The following is a 20023-nucleotide window of genomic DNA, read 5'->3' on the forward strand; positions in this document are numbered from 1 at the left end:
GCTCAGCGGACCGCTTCGATTGGTCCTTCGGCGCGGCCATGAATGAATTGTGACAAGTAGGGGTCTGTGGCGGTATCGATGTCAGCGACCGGTCCTGTCCACTGGATAATGCCGTTGTGCAGCATCGCCACGTTGTCCGCGATGGCCCGCACCGAGGTCATGTCGTGGGTGATCGTCACTGCGGTGGCCCCCATTTCGACGACAATTTCCCGAATGAGATCGTTGATGACGCCGGCCATGATCGGGTCGAGCCCAGTAGTTGGTTCATCGAAAAAGATGATCTCGGGGTCGGCAGCGATTGCGCGCGCCAGCCCCACGCGTTTTTGCATGCCGCCCGACAATTCAGCGGGCAAGCGGTCAGCCACATCAGGGGTCAGTCCCACACGGCGCAGTTTTTCGATAGCAATTTCGCGGGCCTGTGCCTTTGGCTTTTTCAGCGATCCGCGCAAAAGCCGGAACGCGACGTTTTGCCAAACAGGAAGGCTGTCGAACAATGCAGCCCCTTGAAACAACATGCCGAAACGCGCAAGAAATGCGTCGCGATCGGCTTTGGTCACGTCGGTGCCGTCCACAGTGATTGTGCCGCTGTCAGGCGGGATCAAGCCAAGGACAGATTTGATAGTGATGGATTTTCCGGTGCCTGATCCACCGATAATGACCATCGACGAGCCACGCGCGACATCTAGATCAACTCCACGCAGTACATGATTGTTCCCGAAAGATTTTTTGACGTTTGAAAGGGTGATCATAGCGAGAAAAATACCCCCGTCAGGACAAAGTTGGCGGCGAGGATCAGGACGGCTGCGGCCTCGACCGAGCCTTTGGTTGCGCGCCCGACGCCTTGTGCGCCGCGCCCTGAATTCATCCCGTAATAGCACCCCATCAAGGCTGCGATAAAACCAAACACGCCGCCTTTGACCAAGGATGACACCACATCGCGGAATTCCAAAAAGTCGACGGTGTTGCGAATGTAGGCCGCGGAATTGAACCCCAGTGTGCCGGTCGCCACGCCGTAGCCGCCAAAAATTCCGATGATGTCGCCGATTGCGACCAGCAGCGGCACGACCAACGTGGCTGCCAGAACGCGCGGAACGGTTAGGTATTTCATCGGATGCGTGGACAGAGTCACCAAGGCATCGATTTGTTCCGTCACCTTCATCGTCGCAATTTCGGCCGCAATTGACGACGTCACGCGCGCAGCAATCATAAGCCCGACCAAAACGGGCCCCAATTCGCGCACCATGCCGATAGCTACAATTTGCGGCACGACTGCTTCTGCATTGAACCGTGCGCCCCCCGCATAGATTTGTAGCGCCAGCGCACCGCCCGTGAAAAACGCCGTCAGCCCTACAACCGGCAGCGACAGCCATCCGATATTGAGCAGGGACAACGCCAGTTCACGCAGATAAAACGGGGGCCGGATCATGTGCCCAAGCGTTTGCACCGCAAAGATCACCACGCGACCGATGGCTCCGAACAGGCCCAAGGAGACGGCGCCAATTGATGCTAGAAATTTCATTCGACGTAGGTCCGTGAATAACGATTGCCGAGCGATGTCAGAATTTCGTATCCGATTGTGCCGGCATACGCGGCAAGTTCGTCAACGCTTTGGTCGCTGCCCAACAGGCGCAGGGACGTTACATTTGCGCCCAGATCGGTGATGTCGACTGTGATCAAATCCATCGACACGCGCCCGATGATCGGGAGCGATTTTGCGTTTGCGACCAGTGTTGCCCCGTTTCCAATCGCGCGGATCAGACCATCGGCATAACCCGCTGAGATCGTGGCAACGACACTGGGGCGTTTGGCGATCCATGCGTTGGCGTAGCCGACGGTTTCGCCCACGGCGACGTCTCGGGATTGGATGATGGGTACGTCCAGCGACACAACGGGTTTTGCCGCGCCAAAGGGCATGCCGCCGTACAACCCGACGCCGGGGCGGGTCATGTCAAAATGGTAATCCTCACCCATCAGAATGCCACCGGTTGCCGCCAAAGAACGCGGCACATCCAGACCATCCGTCATCTCGATAAAGCTGCGCAATTGTTGCGCGTTCATCGGGTGATCCGGTTCATCTGCACAAGCAAGATGGGACATGATCAATGTCGGATTTTGGGCCAGTGCGATGTCGCGCAATGCGGACCACTCAGCAGGCTCCATCCCCAGACGGTTCATGCCACTATCGAGTTGCAGACCAAAGGCGGCACCCGGCAAGGCCTCTACGTGACGCAACATTTGATCAACGGAATTGATCATTGGCACTAGGGCTGCGTCCCGAATGATAGATGTGTCACCGTGCATGTGGCCGGAAAAGACGTTGATCGTCGGGGCAGGGCCCAGGGCTGCGCGCAGGGCTGCACCTTCTTCGGCGACGGCCACGAAAAACGTGCGCACACCGGCTTTGGCCAAAACCCGACCCACAGAAGGCGCGCCCAAACCATAGCCGTTGGCCTTGACCACAGCGGCGGTTTCGCCTTCGCTCATCGCGTTCAGCTTGGCCCAATTGTCAGCCAGAGCATTCAGATCAATCGTTAAATTTGCAGTACTCATGGCACGCGTTTTGACAGGCAAACGCGTGCTGGGAAAGGGCAAAATGTGCGGGCCTGTTGCCACAAGGTCAGGATTTCCTTGCTTGATGCGCACAATTTCGCCGTTCATACAGCACTTGAACAAAGTGGAGAGACAGATGGGTTTGATCCGTAAATTGGTGGCAGAATTCGAACGCCCTCGTGAAAGCCGCCCGTTTGGCAGCGGTTGGGCCTCTGGCAGCCTGTCGATTTTGGCGGGGTTGGCGGGGCTTTTGCTGGTCATCGTTCGCTTTTTTCCCGAAACCTTTACCATGCCTGAACTGCAGGTGATCCATGACAGCGGCATGGTCACATTTGCCCTGCGCGCGGTTTTGTTGTTTGGCTATTTAATGGCTTTGCTAAGCGTGCTGCTGAACCGGCGCAAAACGCTGGGCCTGACCGGTTTGGCGCTGGTGGTTTTGGCCTCATTGCTGGGCACGGCCGATCCGATGGGGATTTCGCCAGAACGTCAGCCGTTGTACTTTGGGCTCGATTATTTTGTGATCAACGTGATCGTCGTTGGCATTCTGTTCATCCCGCTGGAACGGGTGTTTCCCGCCCGATTTGACCAAACCGTCTTTCGCCCGGAATGGCAGGAGGACATGTTTTATTACCTTGTCAGTTCGATGCTGGTGCAGGTTCTTGCGTTTCTGGCCATTGCGCCGACGAACATGGTGTCTGACCTGTTTGATTTCACGCAAACCCGTGCGTTTGTTGGCACAATGCCGTTCTGGTTGCAGGTCGCGATCATCATGGCAGCGACGGATTTTGTGCAATATTGGGTGCACCGCGCGTTTCATACGTTCCCGTTTTTGTGGCGGTTCCATGCGATCCACCATTCGACCAAGCAACTGGATTGGCTGGCGGGTGCGCGCATGCATTTTGTGGAAATCGCGGTTTTGCGGGGGCTTACGGCCGTGCCGATGTTCACCTTGGGCTTTGATCCCGGAGCAATCCAAACCTATCTTTTGATTGTCTATTTCTACAGCACGTTCATTCACGCAAACCTTAGTTGGCACTTTGGTCTGCTTGAGCGCTTTTTTGTGACGCCGCGTTTTCATCACTGGCATCACGGGTCAGAACGCGCAGCAATCGATATTAATTACGCGTCGCATTTCCCGATTTACGATTGGTTGTTTGGCACTCATCACTTGCCGGAAAAAGACTGGCCGGTTGAATACGGGGTGGTCGGAAATGATGTGCCGCGTGGATATTGGCGCCAGTTTATTCACCCGTTTCGCAAGCCCAAGCAACCCGAAGACTAAAGCGCGCGCTAAGCAGGCAATTGTTGGGTTGCACAGTGAATACCGCCGCCCACTTCGCCTAGTGCATCTACGTTCAGTGTGATGATTTCAAGCCCGGGATAGTGGCGGGCTAGGACCCGGGTTGCGGCGTTGTCTGCATCGCTATCACCGAACTGCGCGGCAATTACAGCACCGTTGCAGGCGTAGTAATTTGCATAAGATGCCACGAAATCAAAGGATTTCAAGCGGCGTCGGGTTGGTTCTGCAATGACGTCGACGTTTAGCCCTGCGGCGACCAAGCCGTCATAGGTGTCGATGGCCGCGGCGTGAAACGGGTCTGTCATGTCTGGGGTGTTGGGTAGGTTGATCAACACGCGCCCCGGGCCTGTAAAGCGCGCGAGGCTATCGATGTGATAATCTGTGATGTCTTCGCCGTAGACACCTTTGGACCAAGTTATTTTACTTGCACCATATGCCTTTAGCAGGCGATCTTCAACTTCGCCGCGCGATTGTCCGGGGTTGCGATTGGCGTTCACCCATGAACTTTCGTGGGCCATCAACAGGCCGTGACCATCGTGTTCTACGCCACCTGCCTCGCCCCTGAGCCCGGAGGGCACAACGTTCATGCCAAGCCGTTTTGCGACCTCAAAGGCGAAACGTCCATCGCGCGCGTGCACTTGTTTTTGGCCCCATCCATTGAACTGGATGTGACTGACCACGCGCGTGTCACCTTGGCGGGCAAACAGCGGCCCTGCATCGCGGGCCCAAAGGTCTTCGGTGGGGATGGCCCACAACTCGACGCCCTTGGTCAGGTGTTTGCGCGCACCTGATTGGTCACGCGCGGGGGCCAACATGATGACGGGTTCGAATTCGGAAATAGTATTGGCGATCTCAGCGATTGTGCGCTGCAGAATGTCGAGAAAGACCGGGTCAGGGTGCACTTTTCGTGACACTGGCCACATCATAAAGCTCGCCTCGTGGCGGTCTTCTTCGGGCGGAACAAAGAGCGGTTGGTTGGCCATCGCAGGGAATGTGGACAGCGCGGAAACCGCTGCTGCACCTGTCAGTAAGTCACGTCGAAACACTAGAACTCTCGATCATCGCCACCGTCTTGTTGCCACGGCTGCACGAGGTTGCCAAAGCGGGTGAATTGACCCTCAAAGGACAGGTCGACGGTGCCGATAGGACCGTGGCGTTGTTTGCCGATGACGACTTCGGCGCGCCCGTGCAGGCGTTCCATTTCTTCTTGCCAGCGCGCCATTGCCTCTAGATCGTGATCGCCGGGTTTTTCACGCTCTTTGTAATATTCCTCGCGGAACACGAACATCACGACGTCGGCGTCTTGTTCAATCGAGCCGGATTCACGCAAATCCGACAACTGTGGGCGTTTGTCTTCGCGGTTTTCCACCTGACGCGACAGCTGGGACAGGGCGATGACAGGAATGTGCAATTCTTTGGCGATGGCTTTCATGCCCATCGTGATTTCTGAAATCTCGTTCACACGGTTTTCGGATTTGCCGGTGCCGCGCACCAGTTGCAAATAATCGATAATCAACACGTCTAGCCCGTGTGTCCGTTTCAGTCGGCGCGCGCGGGCTGCCAATTGGCTGATCGGCAGGGCCGGCGTGTCATCGATGTACAGCGGGCAGGATTCCAAAGCTTTGGCGGCGTCGACAAACCGGCGGAATTCGGTTTCGGTCATGTCACCGCGACGGATCTGTTCGGATGGGACTTCTGATGCTTCGGACAAGATCCGCGCGGCCAACTGATCGGCGCTCATTTCGAGCGAGTAAAACCCGACAACGCCGCCCTCGATTGCGCCTTCGGTGCCATCGTGTTTCAGGCCGCGTTTGTAGGCCTTGGCCACGTTAAACGCGATGTTGGTCGCAAGCGAGGTTTTGCCCATCGAGGGACGCCCCGCAAGGATCAAAAGGTCGGAGGGGTGCAAGCCGCCCAGCTTTTTATCCATGTCAATCAAGCCGGTAGAGATGCCGGACATTTGCCCGTCACGTTGATACGCGGTGTTGGCGTTGTTCACAGCCGAGGTCACAGCCTTCAGAAAGCTTTGAAAACCGCTCTCGGTTTGACCCTGTTCGGCAAGCTTATAAAGCTGCTGTTCGGCCTCGACGATCTGCTCGCGCGGTTCACTGTCGACGTTCACAGTCGCAGCCTTGGCCGCAATATCGCGACCCAAATGGATCAGATCGCGGCGCACGGCCAGATCGTAAATCATCTGGGCATAATCGCGCACCGCAAAGGCGCTGATCGCGGCCCCCGCAAGACGGGCAAGATAGGCGGGGCCACCCAGTTCCTTGAGGCCCTCGTCGTCCTCCATAAATGCCTTGAGCGTGACGGGGCTGGCCAGATTGTTTTTACCGATACGGGTGGCGGCAATGTCAAAGATGCGCGCGTGAACGGGGTCGTAAAAGTGGATCGGGCCGATGATCGATGCGACACGGTCGTAGACATCGTTGTTGGTCAGGATCGCGCCCAGCAATTGCTGCTCTGCCTCGATGGAATGAGGCATGGTTTCAGGGGCCTGCACCTCGGGTGCGCCTGGATTGATTGTGCTGATCTCGTTCATTGCTCACCCCGATGTCGCGACTTGACTGATCACCCCAGTCGTCTTGGCGTTTGTCTTACGCGGGCCAAGGGGGGCGGTGCAATCTGGATATCCTGTGGATATGTTTGCGTTGGGGGAACTGATACAGCATCTGGGGGTGAAATGCACGTAGGCACCCAGATGCTGTGAAAATCTTAGGTTTTTTTGTTGGATTCTTGCCAGCCACGAGGATCGTTCAAGAAGGTTTCAACCCCTGCGATTGTTGCCGCGTCGAACGCGCCCGAGGCCTTGGCTTCGGCCAGAACGTCCCACCACGTGCACAAGGAATGCAGCGCAACCCCATGATCACCCAAGGTCTTTTCTGTTTCAGGAAAGATACCGTAGTAAAAGATCACGGCAGTGTGGGCGCAAGTCGCTCCGGTTTCACGAATCGCATCCACAAACGACAGCTTGGATCCGCCGTCAGTGGTCAGGTCCTCGACCAACAAGACGCGTTCGCCTTCGTTCATCTGGCCCTCGATGCGCGCATTGCGCCCGTAGCCTTTGGGTTTCTTGCGCACGTAGGTCATTGGCAGTGCCATGCGCTCGGCCACAAGGGCGGCAAACGGGATGCCCGCAGTTTCGCCGCCAGCGATGTTGTCGAACGCCTCGAAACCGGCGTTGCGCATTACGGTAACGGTTAGGAAATCCATGAGCGTTGAGCGGATGCGCGGGTAGCTGATCAGTTTGCGGCAATCAATGTAGGTGGGCGATGGCAGGCCAGAGGCCAGCGTGAATGGTTCGTTTGTGTTGAAGTGCACCGCCTTGATTTCAAGCAACATGCGCGCTGTCAAACGGGCCATTTCCTCGGATGTGGGATAGCTGGTGGGGATCATAATCGGGGTCCTTTGCGCGGATGATGGTGCGGGTTTTGAGTATTTAGGATCAGAACAAACGTTAGGTTACGGACCAATTTAGGTCATATCCGGGATCAAAGACGGTGACTGGGCCATCTGGCGTGTCGATGTGGCTGGGGTAAGTGGTGGGCGCGCCTTTGATCATAGTGATTGTATCCGTGTTCACTGGCAGGCCATAAAAAGCGGGTCCGTGGAGCGATGTGAACCCTTCGAGATTTTCGAGTTTCCCATCATCTTCAAATGCTTGCGCCAGAATTGACAGGGTGTTGGGGGCCGTGAAACAGCCAGCACAACCGCAAGGCAGCAGTTTGTTTGCGTCAGTGTGTGGCGCGCTATCTGTGCCGAGGAAAAAGCGTGCCTCGCCCGAGGTTGCGGCATCGCGCAGGGCCAAACGGTGTTCTTCGCGTTTGGCGACGGGCAAGCAATAATAGTGCGGTTTGATTCCGCCGGCCAGAATGTGGTTTCTGTTGATCACCAAGTGGTGCGTGGTGATTGTGGCTCCAAGCGTGTCGTCTTGGGCGCGTGCGTAATCGACGGCGTTTTTGGTGGTGATGTGTTCCATGATCACGCGCAGGCCCGGTGTGGCGCGGCGGATCGGGTCGAGCACGCGGTCGATGAAGACGGCCTCTCGGTCGAAAATGTCGATGTCGTGATCGGTGACTTCGCCGTGGACGCACAGGGGCAGGCCAATCTCGGCCATACGTTCGAGCACAGGGGCGACGCGGTCAAAGTGGCTAACACCCGAGGCGGAATTCGTCGTGGCACCGGCTGGATACAGTTTCACGGCCTTGATCAGGCCAGATGCGTGTGCGGCCGCGATGTCGTTTGGATCAGAAGCTTCGGTCAAATACAGGGTCATCAACGGTTCAAACGTCGCACCCTCTGGCAGGGCCGCGAGAATGCGATCACGATACGCGACCGCCTGCGCACTGGTGACCACGGGGGACACAAGGTTGGGCATGATGATTGCGCGCGCAAAATGTTGAGTTGTGGCTGGCAGCACCGCGCGCAGCATATCGCCATCGCGCAAGTGCAGGTGCCAGTCGTCGGGACGGCGGATTGTGATCGATGATGTCATGGGGCGCGCGGTAGCATGCCGTGCGCTGTAGTGCCAGAGTTATTGGTTGCTTTGCTGAACGTCATCCTCGCCGGATTCGGACTTGAGCTGCAAAAGGCGACGCGCAAAATAAGGGGCTTTGCCGCGCTTGATCACCGCTTCGCATAGCATTGTGGCCAGTTTTGTGCGGCCGCGGACATCGACCTGAGCCAATACGTTGCGCAGATAATTGCGATTATCGCGGCGTGCGCGAAAGATCTTGGCAAAACCAGTTGTGGTCAGTTTTCCCGCACTTGCCTTGGCCAAAATTCGCAACAAAACCTGCATTTCAAGCAGTTCGGTTTGGATAGATGTGCCCATGTTGCGCAGGCGAAACTTGGTGACATTCGGGCGTGTGAACAGGGCGGCATGCATCGCGTCAAGCGTCGCTGCGGGATCATACAGCACGTAGGCATGATCGGCAGCGTCCAACATATCGGGCGCGTAGCCGTAGCGATTGTTGAAATCTGTACGGCGCATTTTTGTAAAGCGATCGTCCCATTCAGTGACGCGCGGATCAAGCGTTGCTTGGGGTTGGATTGCCACGACAGTCGCACCAGGTGCTGCAACAGAAAACGCGGCTGCCGCGTAGGCGCAGGGGCCTGCGCCGTAGAAAATGACGTTTTCGTATGCGTCAAAGAAACCATCGTCGATCAATCGATCAAAATAACCGTACACGCGCGAGTCGCGAAACCATGTGTCGCCGTCCGAGACGATGCACAAATGTGACCAGCCAACGCCTTTGACCATTTCCCAACCCAACGGTTGGGCGGTTTCAGACAATGACCGGATGCCTTGGATCGTTTCAAACGTCACCAACAAGGTTGGTTCGTCTTCGACAAACGTGGCGAAATGACGTTTGCCAAGCGGTTGAAAGAAGCCATGTTCTTCGGAAATCTGCGCAAGTTTCTTAAGCCATTCACCTTTCGGTAAATTCGCCAAAGGCGTGTCGAATGTGTTGTCGGCGTCCTGCATCAGCCTGGTCCTCAATCGCATCATTGTCGCACGTAACCCGTGCGTTTGACGGGAAAACGCCGCCTCGATCGGGCGGAATTGAGATGTAGCTAACCGAAGATTGGGGCGAAAATGCGGACAATTTGTGCTATTTCGAAGCGTTTTTGCCCTTCGCCGTGCGTGCTTTGTTGGCGTATTGGATCATAAAACTGGCGGCTTTTGGCGACACAGGACGTGTCGGTGCTGCCATCAACAAACGCCCAAACAGGGCGCGAAACGGTTCTAGCTGCATCAGTTCGTCGAACCGGGTGTGACGCCATTGAACGGCTAATTTGTGCAGCTTTTCCAATTGGTTATCCGAACGCAACTCAGTCACGATGGCTTGTGTTGCGTCGTGCATCCGTTGGATAGTCGTATCTTTGGCGGCGTTAAAATTGCGTTCAACCCAATAGTCGAGACCGAGGATATGATCGGAGTGAACCGCGCGGCCACGATCCGCTTTCAAAACGTAGCTTTCCATTGATCCAAGGGGGTAGTGATTTAGTTGCGCCAAAGCGTAGTTCGGTCGCCCGAAGTTGGAAAATAGGCGTTTGGTTTTGAATTTTCCGTCCAGTTCACGCCCTTCGCAATCAAACCATCGGGCCTGATCCAGCTTGTCCTCATCGGGGCTGCGTGGACGGTGAACGCCGACTTTTTTGTAGATACCATTGTTGGCATAAAATGTTTTGAACATTGATGCACGCCACGGCCATTGAACCACCTCGGGGGCGCATGCGGTAAAGGTTTGCGTGACCGGTTCGTCCTTGAAGCGCGCAGTGTCGCCGTTTCCAAACAAGCGCCAAGTTAGCGTGATCGCGGTGGCGTCGGGTAGGGCGGTCAGCAATGCGGGCAGTGTGCCATCGCCGACCTTGATGTTGACGAATTCATCGACATCCAGAGGCAAAATCCAATCCGCATCGCGCACGATTTTCAGCTTGTCAGCTTGCTTTAGCGCGGTGAACTGGATGCCACCCTTGTCGTAGGGGCCGTCGTTGCGAATATGGGTGATGTGCCCCATTTTGTCTAAACGGTTGAGGATCTTATCGGTGCCATCGTCGCAGTCGTTGGAAAACACCAAAAAATCGGTAAACCCGACGGCCTTGTGATGGGCGAGCCATTCCAAAAGAAATGCGCCCTCATTGCGGACTGTCAATATTGCTAGGAATTTCAACTTCTTACCAAGCGCGCCGAAAGGAAACAACCTTGGAAGTGGAGCCGCGCGCGTAATAGGCGAACCCTGCGTCCATAAAGGCCCTGAACACTTTGTTCACGCCTTCGGGACCGATCCATTGGGGGTGCAATTCAATGACGGCAGCACGCAATCCGGTAAGGTCCATGTTAGGTATCAAATCCGCTTCGGCCCCTTCGATGTCGCAGACCAAAACTGTCGGTTTCAAGCTTTTGAACACTGTCTTTGTGTTCAGCATTTCGATTTTTTCGACGGACGACACATTCGTACCCTCAATCGGTGTTAATGACGAAGCCAGAAAATTTCGGCGCACGTAAAAATCAACGCTGCCTTTACGGCTTCCCAGAACCGCGTTTGTGACGGTAGCGTTTTCAACACCGTTGGCGGCATGCACCGCTTTTAGGTAGGGGATCAGGGTTGGATTTGCCTCAAACGCGTGGATGTGTTTGATTTTCCGTTTGGTCGCCAACAAGGTCGAAGTATAACCCATGCCTGCGCCCAATTCGACGACGACGTCGTCCTCGCGCACGACGCGCAGCAGGCATTTGGTTTCTTTGGCTTCGTACCCCCCGTCCGTCATCGCCCCGCGGATACGCCCTGTCATAAAGTGACCGTCTTTAGGGAATTTCATTCCATTGGTAGTGATAAATTCTTTGGCATCAATGGTTTGTGCATCTTTCATCGTCAACTCTCCATATCCAAAGCAAGGGCATAGGCCACGCGCTCTGTCTCTGTCAGCTTCACCTTAAGCGCTTGTTGATACAGGTCTTCAAATTCCGGCATGCCGTGTAATTCAACGGCCTTTTCACGGTGCCATTCCAAGCCTTTTTCATGCCAGCTGCGCAGCTCTTTGTCTTGCATCAGGCGGTCATATTCAGCGCGCACTCGCGGCAGGTTCCGTTGGATCGTGACGTCCTTAAAGTCGGACCAATCCATGCGGATCCAGTAGTTGATCCCGATGGACCGGTCGACGTGCAGCGCGCGCCCACGTTGCCGTTTGATCAAGAAACTTTCAGCAGAGCGCAAAGCGTAGTGGTTCAATTGAATAAGATCGTAACCAATTGATTTCTTTGAGTTACGCCATCCGTTTTCAGCCGCCTCGCTGGTCATATCCTGGCCAGAACCGTTAACCCACTTGACCTTTTTCTTCATCGTCTCGTCCAACTTGTTGGGACGATGGCAGCTGATCTTTTCGTAGGCCCCGATGTTTTTGAACATCGTTTTGAAACCCCAAACCGTGTGGGGTTTTGGGCAGAATTTTGGTGCACAGGTGTCAAATTGATCGATCACCAGTTCATCATTCAAGCGGATCACATCGTTGTGCCCAAACAGGCGCCATGTCATCGCAACGTTGGTGGCATCCGGCACAGCGTCGTAGAAATCTTGCAGTGTTCCGTTGCCCGTGCGCACGTTCATAAATTCATCGACGTCGATGTGCGCGATCCAATCGGCGTTCATGATGACCGGTTCTTTTAACGACTGGTTCAGCGCGTATTGCTGGGGCGAATTGCCCTTCCAGTTGTCGTTGTTGCGGTGTTGGATCACGCCCATTGCCTGCAAGCGGTCCAGCAATTCCGACGTCCCGTCAGAGCAATCGTTTGTGTAAATCAAGAAGTTATCGACACCGATCGCACGGTGATAGGCGATCCATTCGACGATATATGGCGTTTCGTTTTTCATGCAGCCGACGATCACATTGCCCGATTGACCGTCGGGCAGGGTGCGTTGTGGTACTTCGGAATAAGCGGCGGCAAGCTCCTCTTCGTTAATCACACCCATTTTGTTGTGTGGGGCAAACGACGAGGTGCGCAGTTTTTCGAAGTTCTGTACGGCCAAAGGCGGCATCAATTTGCGCGCGATGTCGGACAAGCCATCGTTTGATGGGGTGCTGTCTGTCACAGTTTCCGCAGGTGCCATCGCTGGCGAACCGTTGAGACGCGCAAGATCGGCAGTTTTGGTTTTACGCTCTTCTTTGGTGGCTTTGTCGATGCGCCACATGAACCCCAAAAGATACTGTGAGGCGCGGAAACCATAAGCTGGATCGGCTTCTGACCAGGCGCCTTTGGCGCGGGGTTTCTTGAATGTATCTGCCTTGAGACCTTTGTGCGCTTTGATCAGCGCCTTGTTGTCTGCCTCGAATGTCTTGGAAACTGCAGAAAGGGATGCAACGTCAACTTCGTCACCTTCTACTTTGATTTCGTTGACAAAAGACCGCCACAGTTGGCGCGGCAAGATGCGCTTTTTTGAGGCCAGAACCTGCAAGATTAGTGCGTTCAATTGACGACCACGGGCCAGCCACGCGGCGGATGCGTCTGTAGGGGCGTCCTCAGCGGCGGCTTTGCCAATCGCGCCTTTGATACCGATCATGTCGCGAATTTCATCGGTGACAGTTTCGGCGGCAAACGCGTCTGCGTCATAGCCGCGCAAAGATACCGAACCTTTGCCAAACACGTCTTCCCAAAACGCCACGAGCTTGGCGTAGTCCAGCCAGAATGGTGCACCTTGGTTTTCGGCAAAAACACCCGCTTGGGGATCGGCTTTTGGTTGCTCTGCAATGCAATCCGCCCACCATGTTTTGGAGCCCGCCAACGCCATTTCCTGATCCAAGGGCACGCCGCGCCCTTCGAGGATTTGTTCGGCATAGTGGCGCACCAACAATTTTGCCTGCTCGTCCACATGCGCGATGACGCGAATGTCATCCGACAGGGGGGACAACAGCGCGTGCAAGCGTTGCAGTTCGGATGTACGCGACAAGGACACACCCAATTGCGAGGCGGACAAAATCAGATCCTCAGGATTGTGCTGCGCGATCTCTTTTGTCAGATCGCCAACCAGCGCGTCATGCAGAACTTTTTGTTTGTCACCAGTGATATAGCCGCGATTGTAGCGCAACGGATCAATGTGATCGGGATCCGTCACAGCCATAAACAAACGCGTGTGGTTTTTGTTGCCGGGACTGCGGGCAAACAGCACGCCTTTGCTGATCAACTGGTCGCGTTTGGACGCGAGGACTGATTGTAAACGGTCCGCGCCGACCTGTTCCAAACCTATGTGCAAATGGATGCGCATCAGGCAACCTCACTCTCTACGTCAATGTGTTCTGGGTTGGCATTGGCGCGGCCCCACCATGCAATGGGGCGGCCAAGAAAACCGCTTAGCAAATCTTTGACGTCGGGGTCAGCGACATCGTATTCAAGGAAATCAGCGTCTTTTCCAAACAATGCGCGCAGGTGGGCGTAATGCCCCTCGATCCATTGCACGCGTTCTTTGGAGGTCTCGCCGTAGCCTTCAGGCAGGCCGGGGATTGCGTTGTCAGGCAGGCGGGTCATGCCAAGATTGGACCACGCCAACATCGATTGCGAAATGTCCCAGCTGTCACGGTTTGATGCGACGAACTTGACGCCAGGATGGTGTTCGCGAATGGCGTTGATCAGTCCAAAATCCATCTGCGGCCAGACGGATTTAACATCGCTAAGCATGCTCATCTCGGTGATGGCATCAAAGCCACCTAACCGTGCGCCGGGGTCACCAGTTTCGTAATATCCACGGTACAAAAGGTCAGCAACAAACTGGTTATGAAGCGTTTCGTCATCCGATTGTTTGGCTTTGATCCGGTGATCTGCCACCCGAAATCCTGAACGACGCAGCGCGCGTGCCAGCGTTGTTGTGCCGGTTTTGGGCAGGCCAAGGTTGACGACCATCAGGCTCATTGTGCAGCGTCCAATTCGATCAACCCAAGGTCTCGCAACATCGCTTCTTCTTGGGGTGGCAGTTTAGAGGCGGCGCGCAACTGCGTCTGCATCGCTTGATACTCTGGCTGCTTCAGCAATTCGTCGCGCTTGGCAATGTGGGCTTTGACCGAGGCCTTGTGCAGGTCGGCGATCACCTTGTCTTTGCACAGGTTTGCAATTTCCTGTTTTAAATCAGCCGCGTAGCGCATGATTGACGTGTCTTTCCACGCGGGATCATTGCGTTCCCGCCAATAGGTGTCATCAAATGCACGGTTTTCGCGGTTCACGTCACCACGGTCATTTTTGACCAGATAACTATCAAGCGAGCGCAAGGCGTAGTGGTTCAATGTCGCAAATGCGCGCGCACCAGCGGCCGGAAATTTGCGAATGCGGCGCGGATTTGCAGCCACCAGAAAACGGTGCGGGACAGCGCGCCCTGATCCGTCGGTCCAACTGGGGCGTTGCTTGCCCGGCAGCTTGCCTTTGAAAAACGGGCGATGCGCGCCGTAATATTGCAGCGGAAAATCGTGACGCACGAGGGACTTAACCTCGATCGCGGCCTCACCACACCACAGATCTGGATTGTGGCTGCGCGTGAACTGTTCGATCACCGGCTTGTCCACGTAGGTTTCGACATCGTCGTTGGCAAAAAACTGAAACGTCAGGCTGATGGTCTGCGGGTTGCCACAGGCCTCGATCAGGGCAGGGATCGTGTGATCGCCTACGTGAATGTTCAGAAATTCGTCAACATCCGCAACCCAAACCCAATCGGCATTGATCACACAGTCTTGTTTGCGCGCGTCTTTTAACGCTTCCATCTGGTAATTGCGGCCCTCGGCAGGGTTCGGCAAATGCTGCACAAGGCCGCGTTCGGCCAAGGCATCCAGCATCGTGTCGGTGCCGTCAGAGCAATCGTTTGAGTAAAACAGAAAATCGGTCACGCCCAACAGGCGATGAAAGGCGATCCATTCCAACAGGAACGGCCCCTCGTTTTTGACACATGTCACTGCGGTTATGCGCATTTCTGCCCACCTATCCCGCCCAATTCAGTTGCGCGCATTGTTCACTGTTCCGCCTCATGGGTTCGTTGGCTTTATGCCCCGAGACCTCTTTTATCTGGTTAACATCATGCCTCATCGGTCGAATCAGGTCAATCTTTGGAACCGGATGCACACCAGATTGCGTGGCCTGATACTTTAAGGGCACTTGACCTTAGCCTTAGGCAATGCACCTTTGGGCGATAAGGGGAGTTTTTCATGGCTAACATCAATGCGTCCGTAACCTCGATCGACGGGGTTCAAAAAATGCTGGCAGATCAGGGTTATGTCTGCGGGCGGGCTTTGGGGACGGTGGTGTTTTTGTCGCTGAAACTGGGGCGCCCACTGTTTTTAGAAGGCGAGGCCGGCGTTGGCAAAACCGAGATCGCCAAAGCGCTTGCGAGCGCGATGGGCAAACGGCTGATCCGTTTGCAATGCTACGAAGGATTGGATGCCGCGACAGCGGTCTACGAGTGGAACTTTCCGGTGCAAATGATCGCGATCCGTACGGCAGAGGCGTCAGGCGACACTGACCGCGACGCCCTCCAAGAAGAACTGTTCTCGGACAAATACTTGATCGAACGCCCGCTGTTGCAAGCCATGCGCCCTGATGAAAACGGCGCGCCGGTACTGCTGATCGACGAACTTGACCGCACGGATGAGCCGTTCGAGGCGTTCTTGCTTGAGGCGCTCAGCGATTTTCAGGTCACAATCCCCGAACTCGGCACGATCAAAGCGCCAGAACCACCCATCGTCATCGTCACGTCCAACCGCACCCGCGAAGTCCACGACGCCCTGAAACGACGCTGCCTGTATCACTGGGTCGACTATCCGAATTTCGATCGCGAAATGGAAATTCTGACCGCCCGCGCCCCCGAAGCCGCCGAAAGCCTTAGCCGCGAAGTCGTTGCATTTGTTCAAAAATTACGCACCGAGGACTTGTTCAAAAAACCTGGTGTGGCCGAAACCATCGACTGGGCAAAATGCCTGCTCGCGCTCGACGTGATCGCCCTCAGCCCCGAAGTTATCGCCGACACCCTCGGCGCAATCCTGAAATACCAAGACGACATTGCGAAACTCCACGGCTCAGAAGCCAAACGCATTCTGGACCAAGCCAAAGCCACGCTAGACCCGCACTGATGCCAAAACCTGCGCCTGTTCTGATCAAAAATACTCAAAGCCCACCGCGATGGTAGAGCACATTCCGCTAGAGTTACCGGACAACCCGAAACTTGCTGGCAACATCACCCATTTCGCGCGGGCGTTGCGGCGTGCGGGGCTGCCGATTGGGCCCGGGCGGGTGATTGATGCGATCCGCGCCGTTGAGGCCGCAGGCTTTACCGAGCGGATGGATTTCTACTGGACGCTGCATGCCTGTTTCGTCAACCGCCCGGAACACCGCGTTGTTTTTGCACAGGTTTTCCGGCTGTACTGGCGTGATCCGCGCTACCTTGAACACATGATGGCGGCGATGCTGCCGGCCATTCGCGGGGTCCAGGAAGACCGTACAGCGCAAGCCGCGGAAAAGCGCGCAGCCGAAGCGTTGCTGGACGGGGCAGACGCGCCGGTCGATCCGCCCGAGGCCCCAAAAGACGACGATGGAACCGAGCTGGAGATCGACGCCTCGCTGACGATCAGTTCCGAAGAACGGCTGCGCAGTCTTGATTTTGAACAGATGAGCACTGCTGAAATGGCCGCCGCCAAACGGATGCTGTCGCGCATGCGCTTGCCGGTCGAACCGATCCCGTCACGGCGTACAAAAACCGCGCTGCGGGGGCGGGTGGACGCCGCTAAAACCATGCGTGCTGCGATGCGCAAAGGCGGTGAGTTGCACCAGATCATCCACAAAGCCCCGCGCCATCGCTGGCCGAATTTGGTGGTGCTGTGCGATATTTCTGGCTCGATGAGCCAATACAGCCGCGTCGTGCTGCATTTCCTACACGCGGTCAGCAACGCCAAAGGCGCGGGCTGGGCCAAAGTGCATGCGTTCACCTTTGGCACGCAATTGACCAACATTACCAGACACTTGGGGCAGCGTGACGTGGACGCAGCGCTGGCGGCGGCAGGGGCCGAGGCCCAAGATTGGGAAGGCGGCACGCGCATCGGGCAATGCCTTGAGCGGTTCAACAAAGACTGGTCGCGCCGTGTCATGGGGCAGGGCGCTGTGGTGCTGGTGATCACGGATGGGCTGGACCGCGATGATCCGGACGAGTTGGCCAAACAGATGCAGCGTTTGCACCTGTCATCGCGCCGCCTGATCTGGCTAAACCCGCTGCTGCGCTGGGACGGGTTTGCGCCCAAAGCCCGTGGAATCGCGGCAATGCTGCCCCACGTCGACAGCTTTCGCGCAGGGCATTCGATTGCGTCACTCGAAGAACTGGCAGAGGTGATTTCCCGCCCTGACGATGTGGGCGAAAAAGCGCGTTTGATGCGGGAATTAACGCAGAACCGTTAGGCGACCGCTGCGGCGAACGACGTGCGGTAGGTTTCCGACAGTTCGGCCATTGGCGCGCTGCTGGTGTTGCTGAACCAGACTGTGTCGCCGGTGAATTTCCCGACTGATTGGATGGTTACTCCTGCTTGGCCTGCGGCCAGCATCAACGCTTCGGCTTGGTCAAAGTTGCAGGCGATCAAGTAGCGGGCCTGGTCTTCGCCAAACAGGGTTGGGGTGTCGTCGCTATCGAGCCACACGCCGATGCCAGCACTTTCTGCCAACTCGAACGCGGCCAATGCCAGCCCGCCATCGGACAGGTCCGTGCAGGCGGTGATCATGGCGCGGTTGTCGCGGATGAAATTGCCGTGCTTGGCCTCTAGGTCCAGATCGACGTGGGGTGCGTCACCGTCGGTGCGGTTGAACACCTCGGCGAGCAACGCAGATTGGCCCAGGTGGCCGGCCGTTTCGCCCAAGACCAACGCCACGTGGCCTTCGCGCACGTCGCTGCCGATGATGTCGTCGGTGTGTTTCAGCAAACCAACCGCGCCGATTGTGGGCGTTGGCAAAATCGCGGAGCCGTCGGTTTCGTTGTACAGTGACACGTTGCCCGACACGATTGGCATGTCCAGCGCCAGAACCGCTTCGCCGATGCCTTTGATCGCGCCGACAAATTGTCCCATGATTTCAGGCTTTTCCGGATTGCCAAAGTTCATGTTGTCGGTTGTGGCCAGCGGTGTTGCACCGACTGCGCACAGGTTGCGATAGGCTTCGGCCACGGCTTGTTTGCCGCCTTCAAACGGGTTGGCCTTGACGTAGCGCGGGGTCACATCGGACGTAAACGCCAGTGCTTTGTCGGTGCCGTGGATGCGGATAATGCCGGATCCGATGTTCGGCGTGCGCGCGGAATCACCCATAACCATCGTGTCGTATTGTTCATACACCCACTGTTTTGCAGCGTAGTTCGGCGATGAAATCAGCGCGCGCAAACCGTCAATCGCATCGATACCCGGAACGTCTGACAGTGGTTCAGCCGCGGGCGTTTCGACCCACGGGCGGTCGTATTCAGGGGCGGTGCCAGCCAGCGTTTTCAGCGGCAGGTCAGCTTTGGTTTCGCCGTTGTGCACGATGTGAAACCGGTCTTCGGCCATGGTTTCGCCGACGATGGCAAAATCGAGGTCCCATTTGTCGAACACGGCTTTGGCTTCGGCCTCGAGTTCGGGTTTCAGGACCATCAGCATACGTTCTTGGGATTCCGACAGCATCATTTCGTAGGCGGTCATGTTGACCTCGCGCACGGGCACGTTTTCGAGGTACAGACGCACGCCAAGATTGCCTTTGTCGCCCATTTCGACCGCAGAACAGGTCAGACCAGCGGCCCCCATGTCTTGGATCGAAATAACCGCGCCGGTTTTCATCAGCTCAAGCGTGGCTTCCATCAGGCGCTTTTCAGTGAACGGGTCACCCACCTGAACCGTGGGGCGTTTTTCTTCGATCGTGTCGTCAAATTCAGCAGAGGCCATAGTTGCCCCGCCAACGCCGTCACGGCCGGTTTTTGCGCCCAAATAGACAACGGGCATGCCGACACCGGATGCTGCGGAGTAAAAGATTTTATCGCTATCGGCCAAACCGGCGGCGAACGCGTTCACCAAGCAGTTGCCGTTGTAGGCGGGATCAAAGCGGACTTCACCGCCCGCACACGGCACGCCAAAGCAGTTTCCGTAGCCACCAACGCCCGCAACCACACCGTTGACCAGCTGTTTGGTTTTGTGATGCGCAGGTTCGCCGAATGACAGCGAATTCATTGACGCGATCGGGCGCGCGCCCATGGTAAAGACGTCGCGCAGGATGCCGCCCATGCCTGTGGCCGCCCCTTGGTAGGGTTCGATGTAGGAGGGGTGGTTATGGCTTTCCATTTTGAAAACAATGGCTTGACCGTCGCCAATATCCACAACTCCAGCGTTTTCGCCGGGGCCGCAGATGACTTGGGGGCCTTCGGTTGGCAAGGTGCGTAGCCATTTCTTTGAGGATTTATAAGAGCAATGTTCGTTCCACATCGCCGAGAAAATACCAAGCTCTGTGAAGGTCGGTTCGCGTCCGACGATCTCTAGAATGCGGTCATATTCATCTGGGCTCAGGCCGTGGCTGGCAATCAATTCTGGTGTGATAGCTGGTTCGGTCATGTGGCGCGGCCCCCCAAGGCATATTGGTTTGCGCACCTCTTACAATGCGGCGCGCGCGGGGGGAAGGGGCGGCGACGCAAGAGAACGGTATTG

General features: G+C 56.2%; 17 protein-coding genes. 3 read left to right on the top strand and 14 right to left on the bottom strand.

The features are described 5' to 3' along the window. Positions 1-2: 2 nt before the first annotated feature. From ACFIO0_RS05810 to alr, 3 genes are read right to left on the bottom strand one after another with little or no spacing between them, the layout of a single operon-like run. Complete coding sequence (locus ACFIO0_RS05810) at positions 3-749, bottom strand: ATP-binding cassette domain-containing protein (RefSeq protein ID WP_390914408.1); 747 nt, start codon at positions 747-749, stop codon at positions 3-5. Further along, positions 746-1519: an ABC transporter permease gene (locus ACFIO0_RS05815; RefSeq protein ID WP_390914409.1), complete on the bottom strand. Its 774-nt coding sequence runs from the start codon at positions 1517-1519 to the stop codon at positions 746-748. Before ACFIO0_RS05815 ends, ACFIO0_RS05810 begins: the two co-directional genes overlap by 4 nt. Next, positions 1516-2550, bottom strand: a complete 1035-nt coding sequence (gene alr / locus ACFIO0_RS05820; protein WP_390914410.1) for an alanine racemase — start codon at positions 2548-2550, stop codon at positions 1516-1518. Before alr ends, ACFIO0_RS05815 begins: the two co-directional genes overlap by 4 nt. A gap of 136 nt (positions 2551-2686) precedes the next feature. Between alr and ACFIO0_RS05825 the strand changes: the two genes are divergently transcribed. Further along, on the top strand, positions 2687-3832 hold the full coding sequence (locus ACFIO0_RS05825; protein WP_390914412.1) for a sterol desaturase family protein: 1146 nt from the start codon (positions 2687-2689) through the stop codon (positions 3830-3832). Between the two features lie 8 nt (positions 3833-3840). Here ACFIO0_RS05825 and ACFIO0_RS05830 read toward each other — a convergent pair whose 3' ends face one another. The 10 genes from ACFIO0_RS05830 to ACFIO0_RS05875 all read right to left on the bottom strand — a co-directional run bounded on the left by ACFIO0_RS05830 (position 3841) and on the right by ACFIO0_RS05875 (position 15301). After that, the gene (locus ACFIO0_RS05830; protein WP_390914413.1) at positions 3841-4896 is read right to left on the bottom strand and encodes an agmatine deiminase family protein; all 1056 of its coding nucleotides are present in this window, start codon (positions 4894-4896) and stop codon (positions 3841-3843) included. Beyond that, positions 4896-6395, bottom strand: coding sequence for a replicative DNA helicase (locus ACFIO0_RS05835; protein ID WP_390914415.1), 1500 nt, complete (start codon positions 6393-6395; stop codon positions 4896-4898). Before ACFIO0_RS05835 ends, ACFIO0_RS05830 begins: the two co-directional genes overlap by 1 nt. 173 nt (positions 6396-6568) lie before the next feature. Beyond that, entirely contained in the window at positions 6569-7249 is a 681-nt protein-coding gene (locus tag ACFIO0_RS05840) for an orotate phosphoribosyltransferase (RefSeq protein WP_390914416.1), read from the bottom strand. A gap of 61 nt (positions 7250-7310) precedes the next feature. Continuing rightward, a complete protein-coding gene (pyrC, locus tag ACFIO0_RS05845) occupies positions 7311-8348 on the bottom strand; it encodes a dihydroorotase (RefSeq protein WP_390914417.1) in 1038 nt (345 codons plus the stop codon). Positions 8349-8387: 39 nt separating this feature from the next. Continuing rightward, a complete protein-coding gene (locus ACFIO0_RS05850; RefSeq protein ID WP_390914418.1) occupies positions 8388-9341 on the bottom strand; it encodes a phosphoadenosine phosphosulfate reductase in 954 nt (317 codons plus the stop codon). 127 nt (positions 9342-9468) lie between these two features. Then, positions 9469-10530, bottom strand: a complete 1062-nt coding sequence (locus ACFIO0_RS05855; protein WP_390914419.1) for a glycosyltransferase family 2 protein — start codon at positions 10528-10530, stop codon at positions 9469-9471. A gap of 4 nt (positions 10531-10534) precedes the next feature. Beyond that, entirely contained in the window at positions 10535-11230 is a 696-nt protein-coding gene (locus ACFIO0_RS05860; protein WP_390914420.1) for an FkbM family methyltransferase, read from the bottom strand. A gap of 2 nt (positions 11231-11232) precedes the next feature. After that, positions 11233-13617 (bottom strand): glycosyltransferase family 2 protein, encoded by a 2385-nt coding sequence (locus ACFIO0_RS05865; protein WP_390914421.1) that lies wholly within the window; start codon positions 13615-13617, stop codon positions 11233-11235. After that, on the bottom strand, positions 13617-14258 hold the full coding sequence (locus tag ACFIO0_RS05870; protein WP_390914422.1) for a sulfotransferase: 642 nt from the start codon (positions 14256-14258) through the stop codon (positions 13617-13619). Before ACFIO0_RS05870 ends, ACFIO0_RS05865 begins: the two co-directional genes overlap by 1 nt. Further along, positions 14255-15301: a glycosyltransferase family 2 protein gene (locus tag ACFIO0_RS05875; RefSeq protein ID WP_390914423.1), complete on the bottom strand. Its 1047-nt coding sequence runs from the start codon at positions 15299-15301 to the stop codon at positions 14255-14257. Before ACFIO0_RS05875 ends, ACFIO0_RS05870 begins: the two co-directional genes overlap by 4 nt. A gap of 234 nt (positions 15302-15535) precedes the next feature. Between ACFIO0_RS05875 and ACFIO0_RS05880 the strand changes: the two genes are divergently transcribed. Beyond that, positions 15536-16456: an AAA family ATPase gene (locus ACFIO0_RS05880; protein ID WP_390914424.1), complete on the top strand. Its 921-nt coding sequence runs from the start codon at positions 15536-15538 to the stop codon at positions 16454-16456. Positions 16457-16505: 49 nt separating this feature from the next. Beyond that, positions 16506-17771 (top strand): VWA domain-containing protein, encoded by a 1266-nt coding sequence (locus ACFIO0_RS05885; protein ID WP_390914425.1) that lies wholly within the window; start codon positions 16506-16508, stop codon positions 17769-17771. On the opposite strand, the gene purL is transcribed toward ACFIO0_RS05885, so the two are convergent. After that, entirely contained in the window at positions 17768-19930 is a 2163-nt protein-coding gene (purL, locus tag ACFIO0_RS05890) for a phosphoribosylformylglycinamidine synthase subunit PurL (protein WP_390914426.1), read from the bottom strand. The two genes, ACFIO0_RS05885 and purL, sit on opposite strands and share 4 nt — an antisense overlap. Positions 19931-20023 lie beyond the last annotated feature (93 nt).

It is taken from the genome of Pseudosulfitobacter sp. SM2401, from assembly GCF_042932805.1.
GTDB lineage: Bacteria > Pseudomonadota > Alphaproteobacteria > Rhodobacterales > Rhodobacteraceae > Ascidiaceihabitans.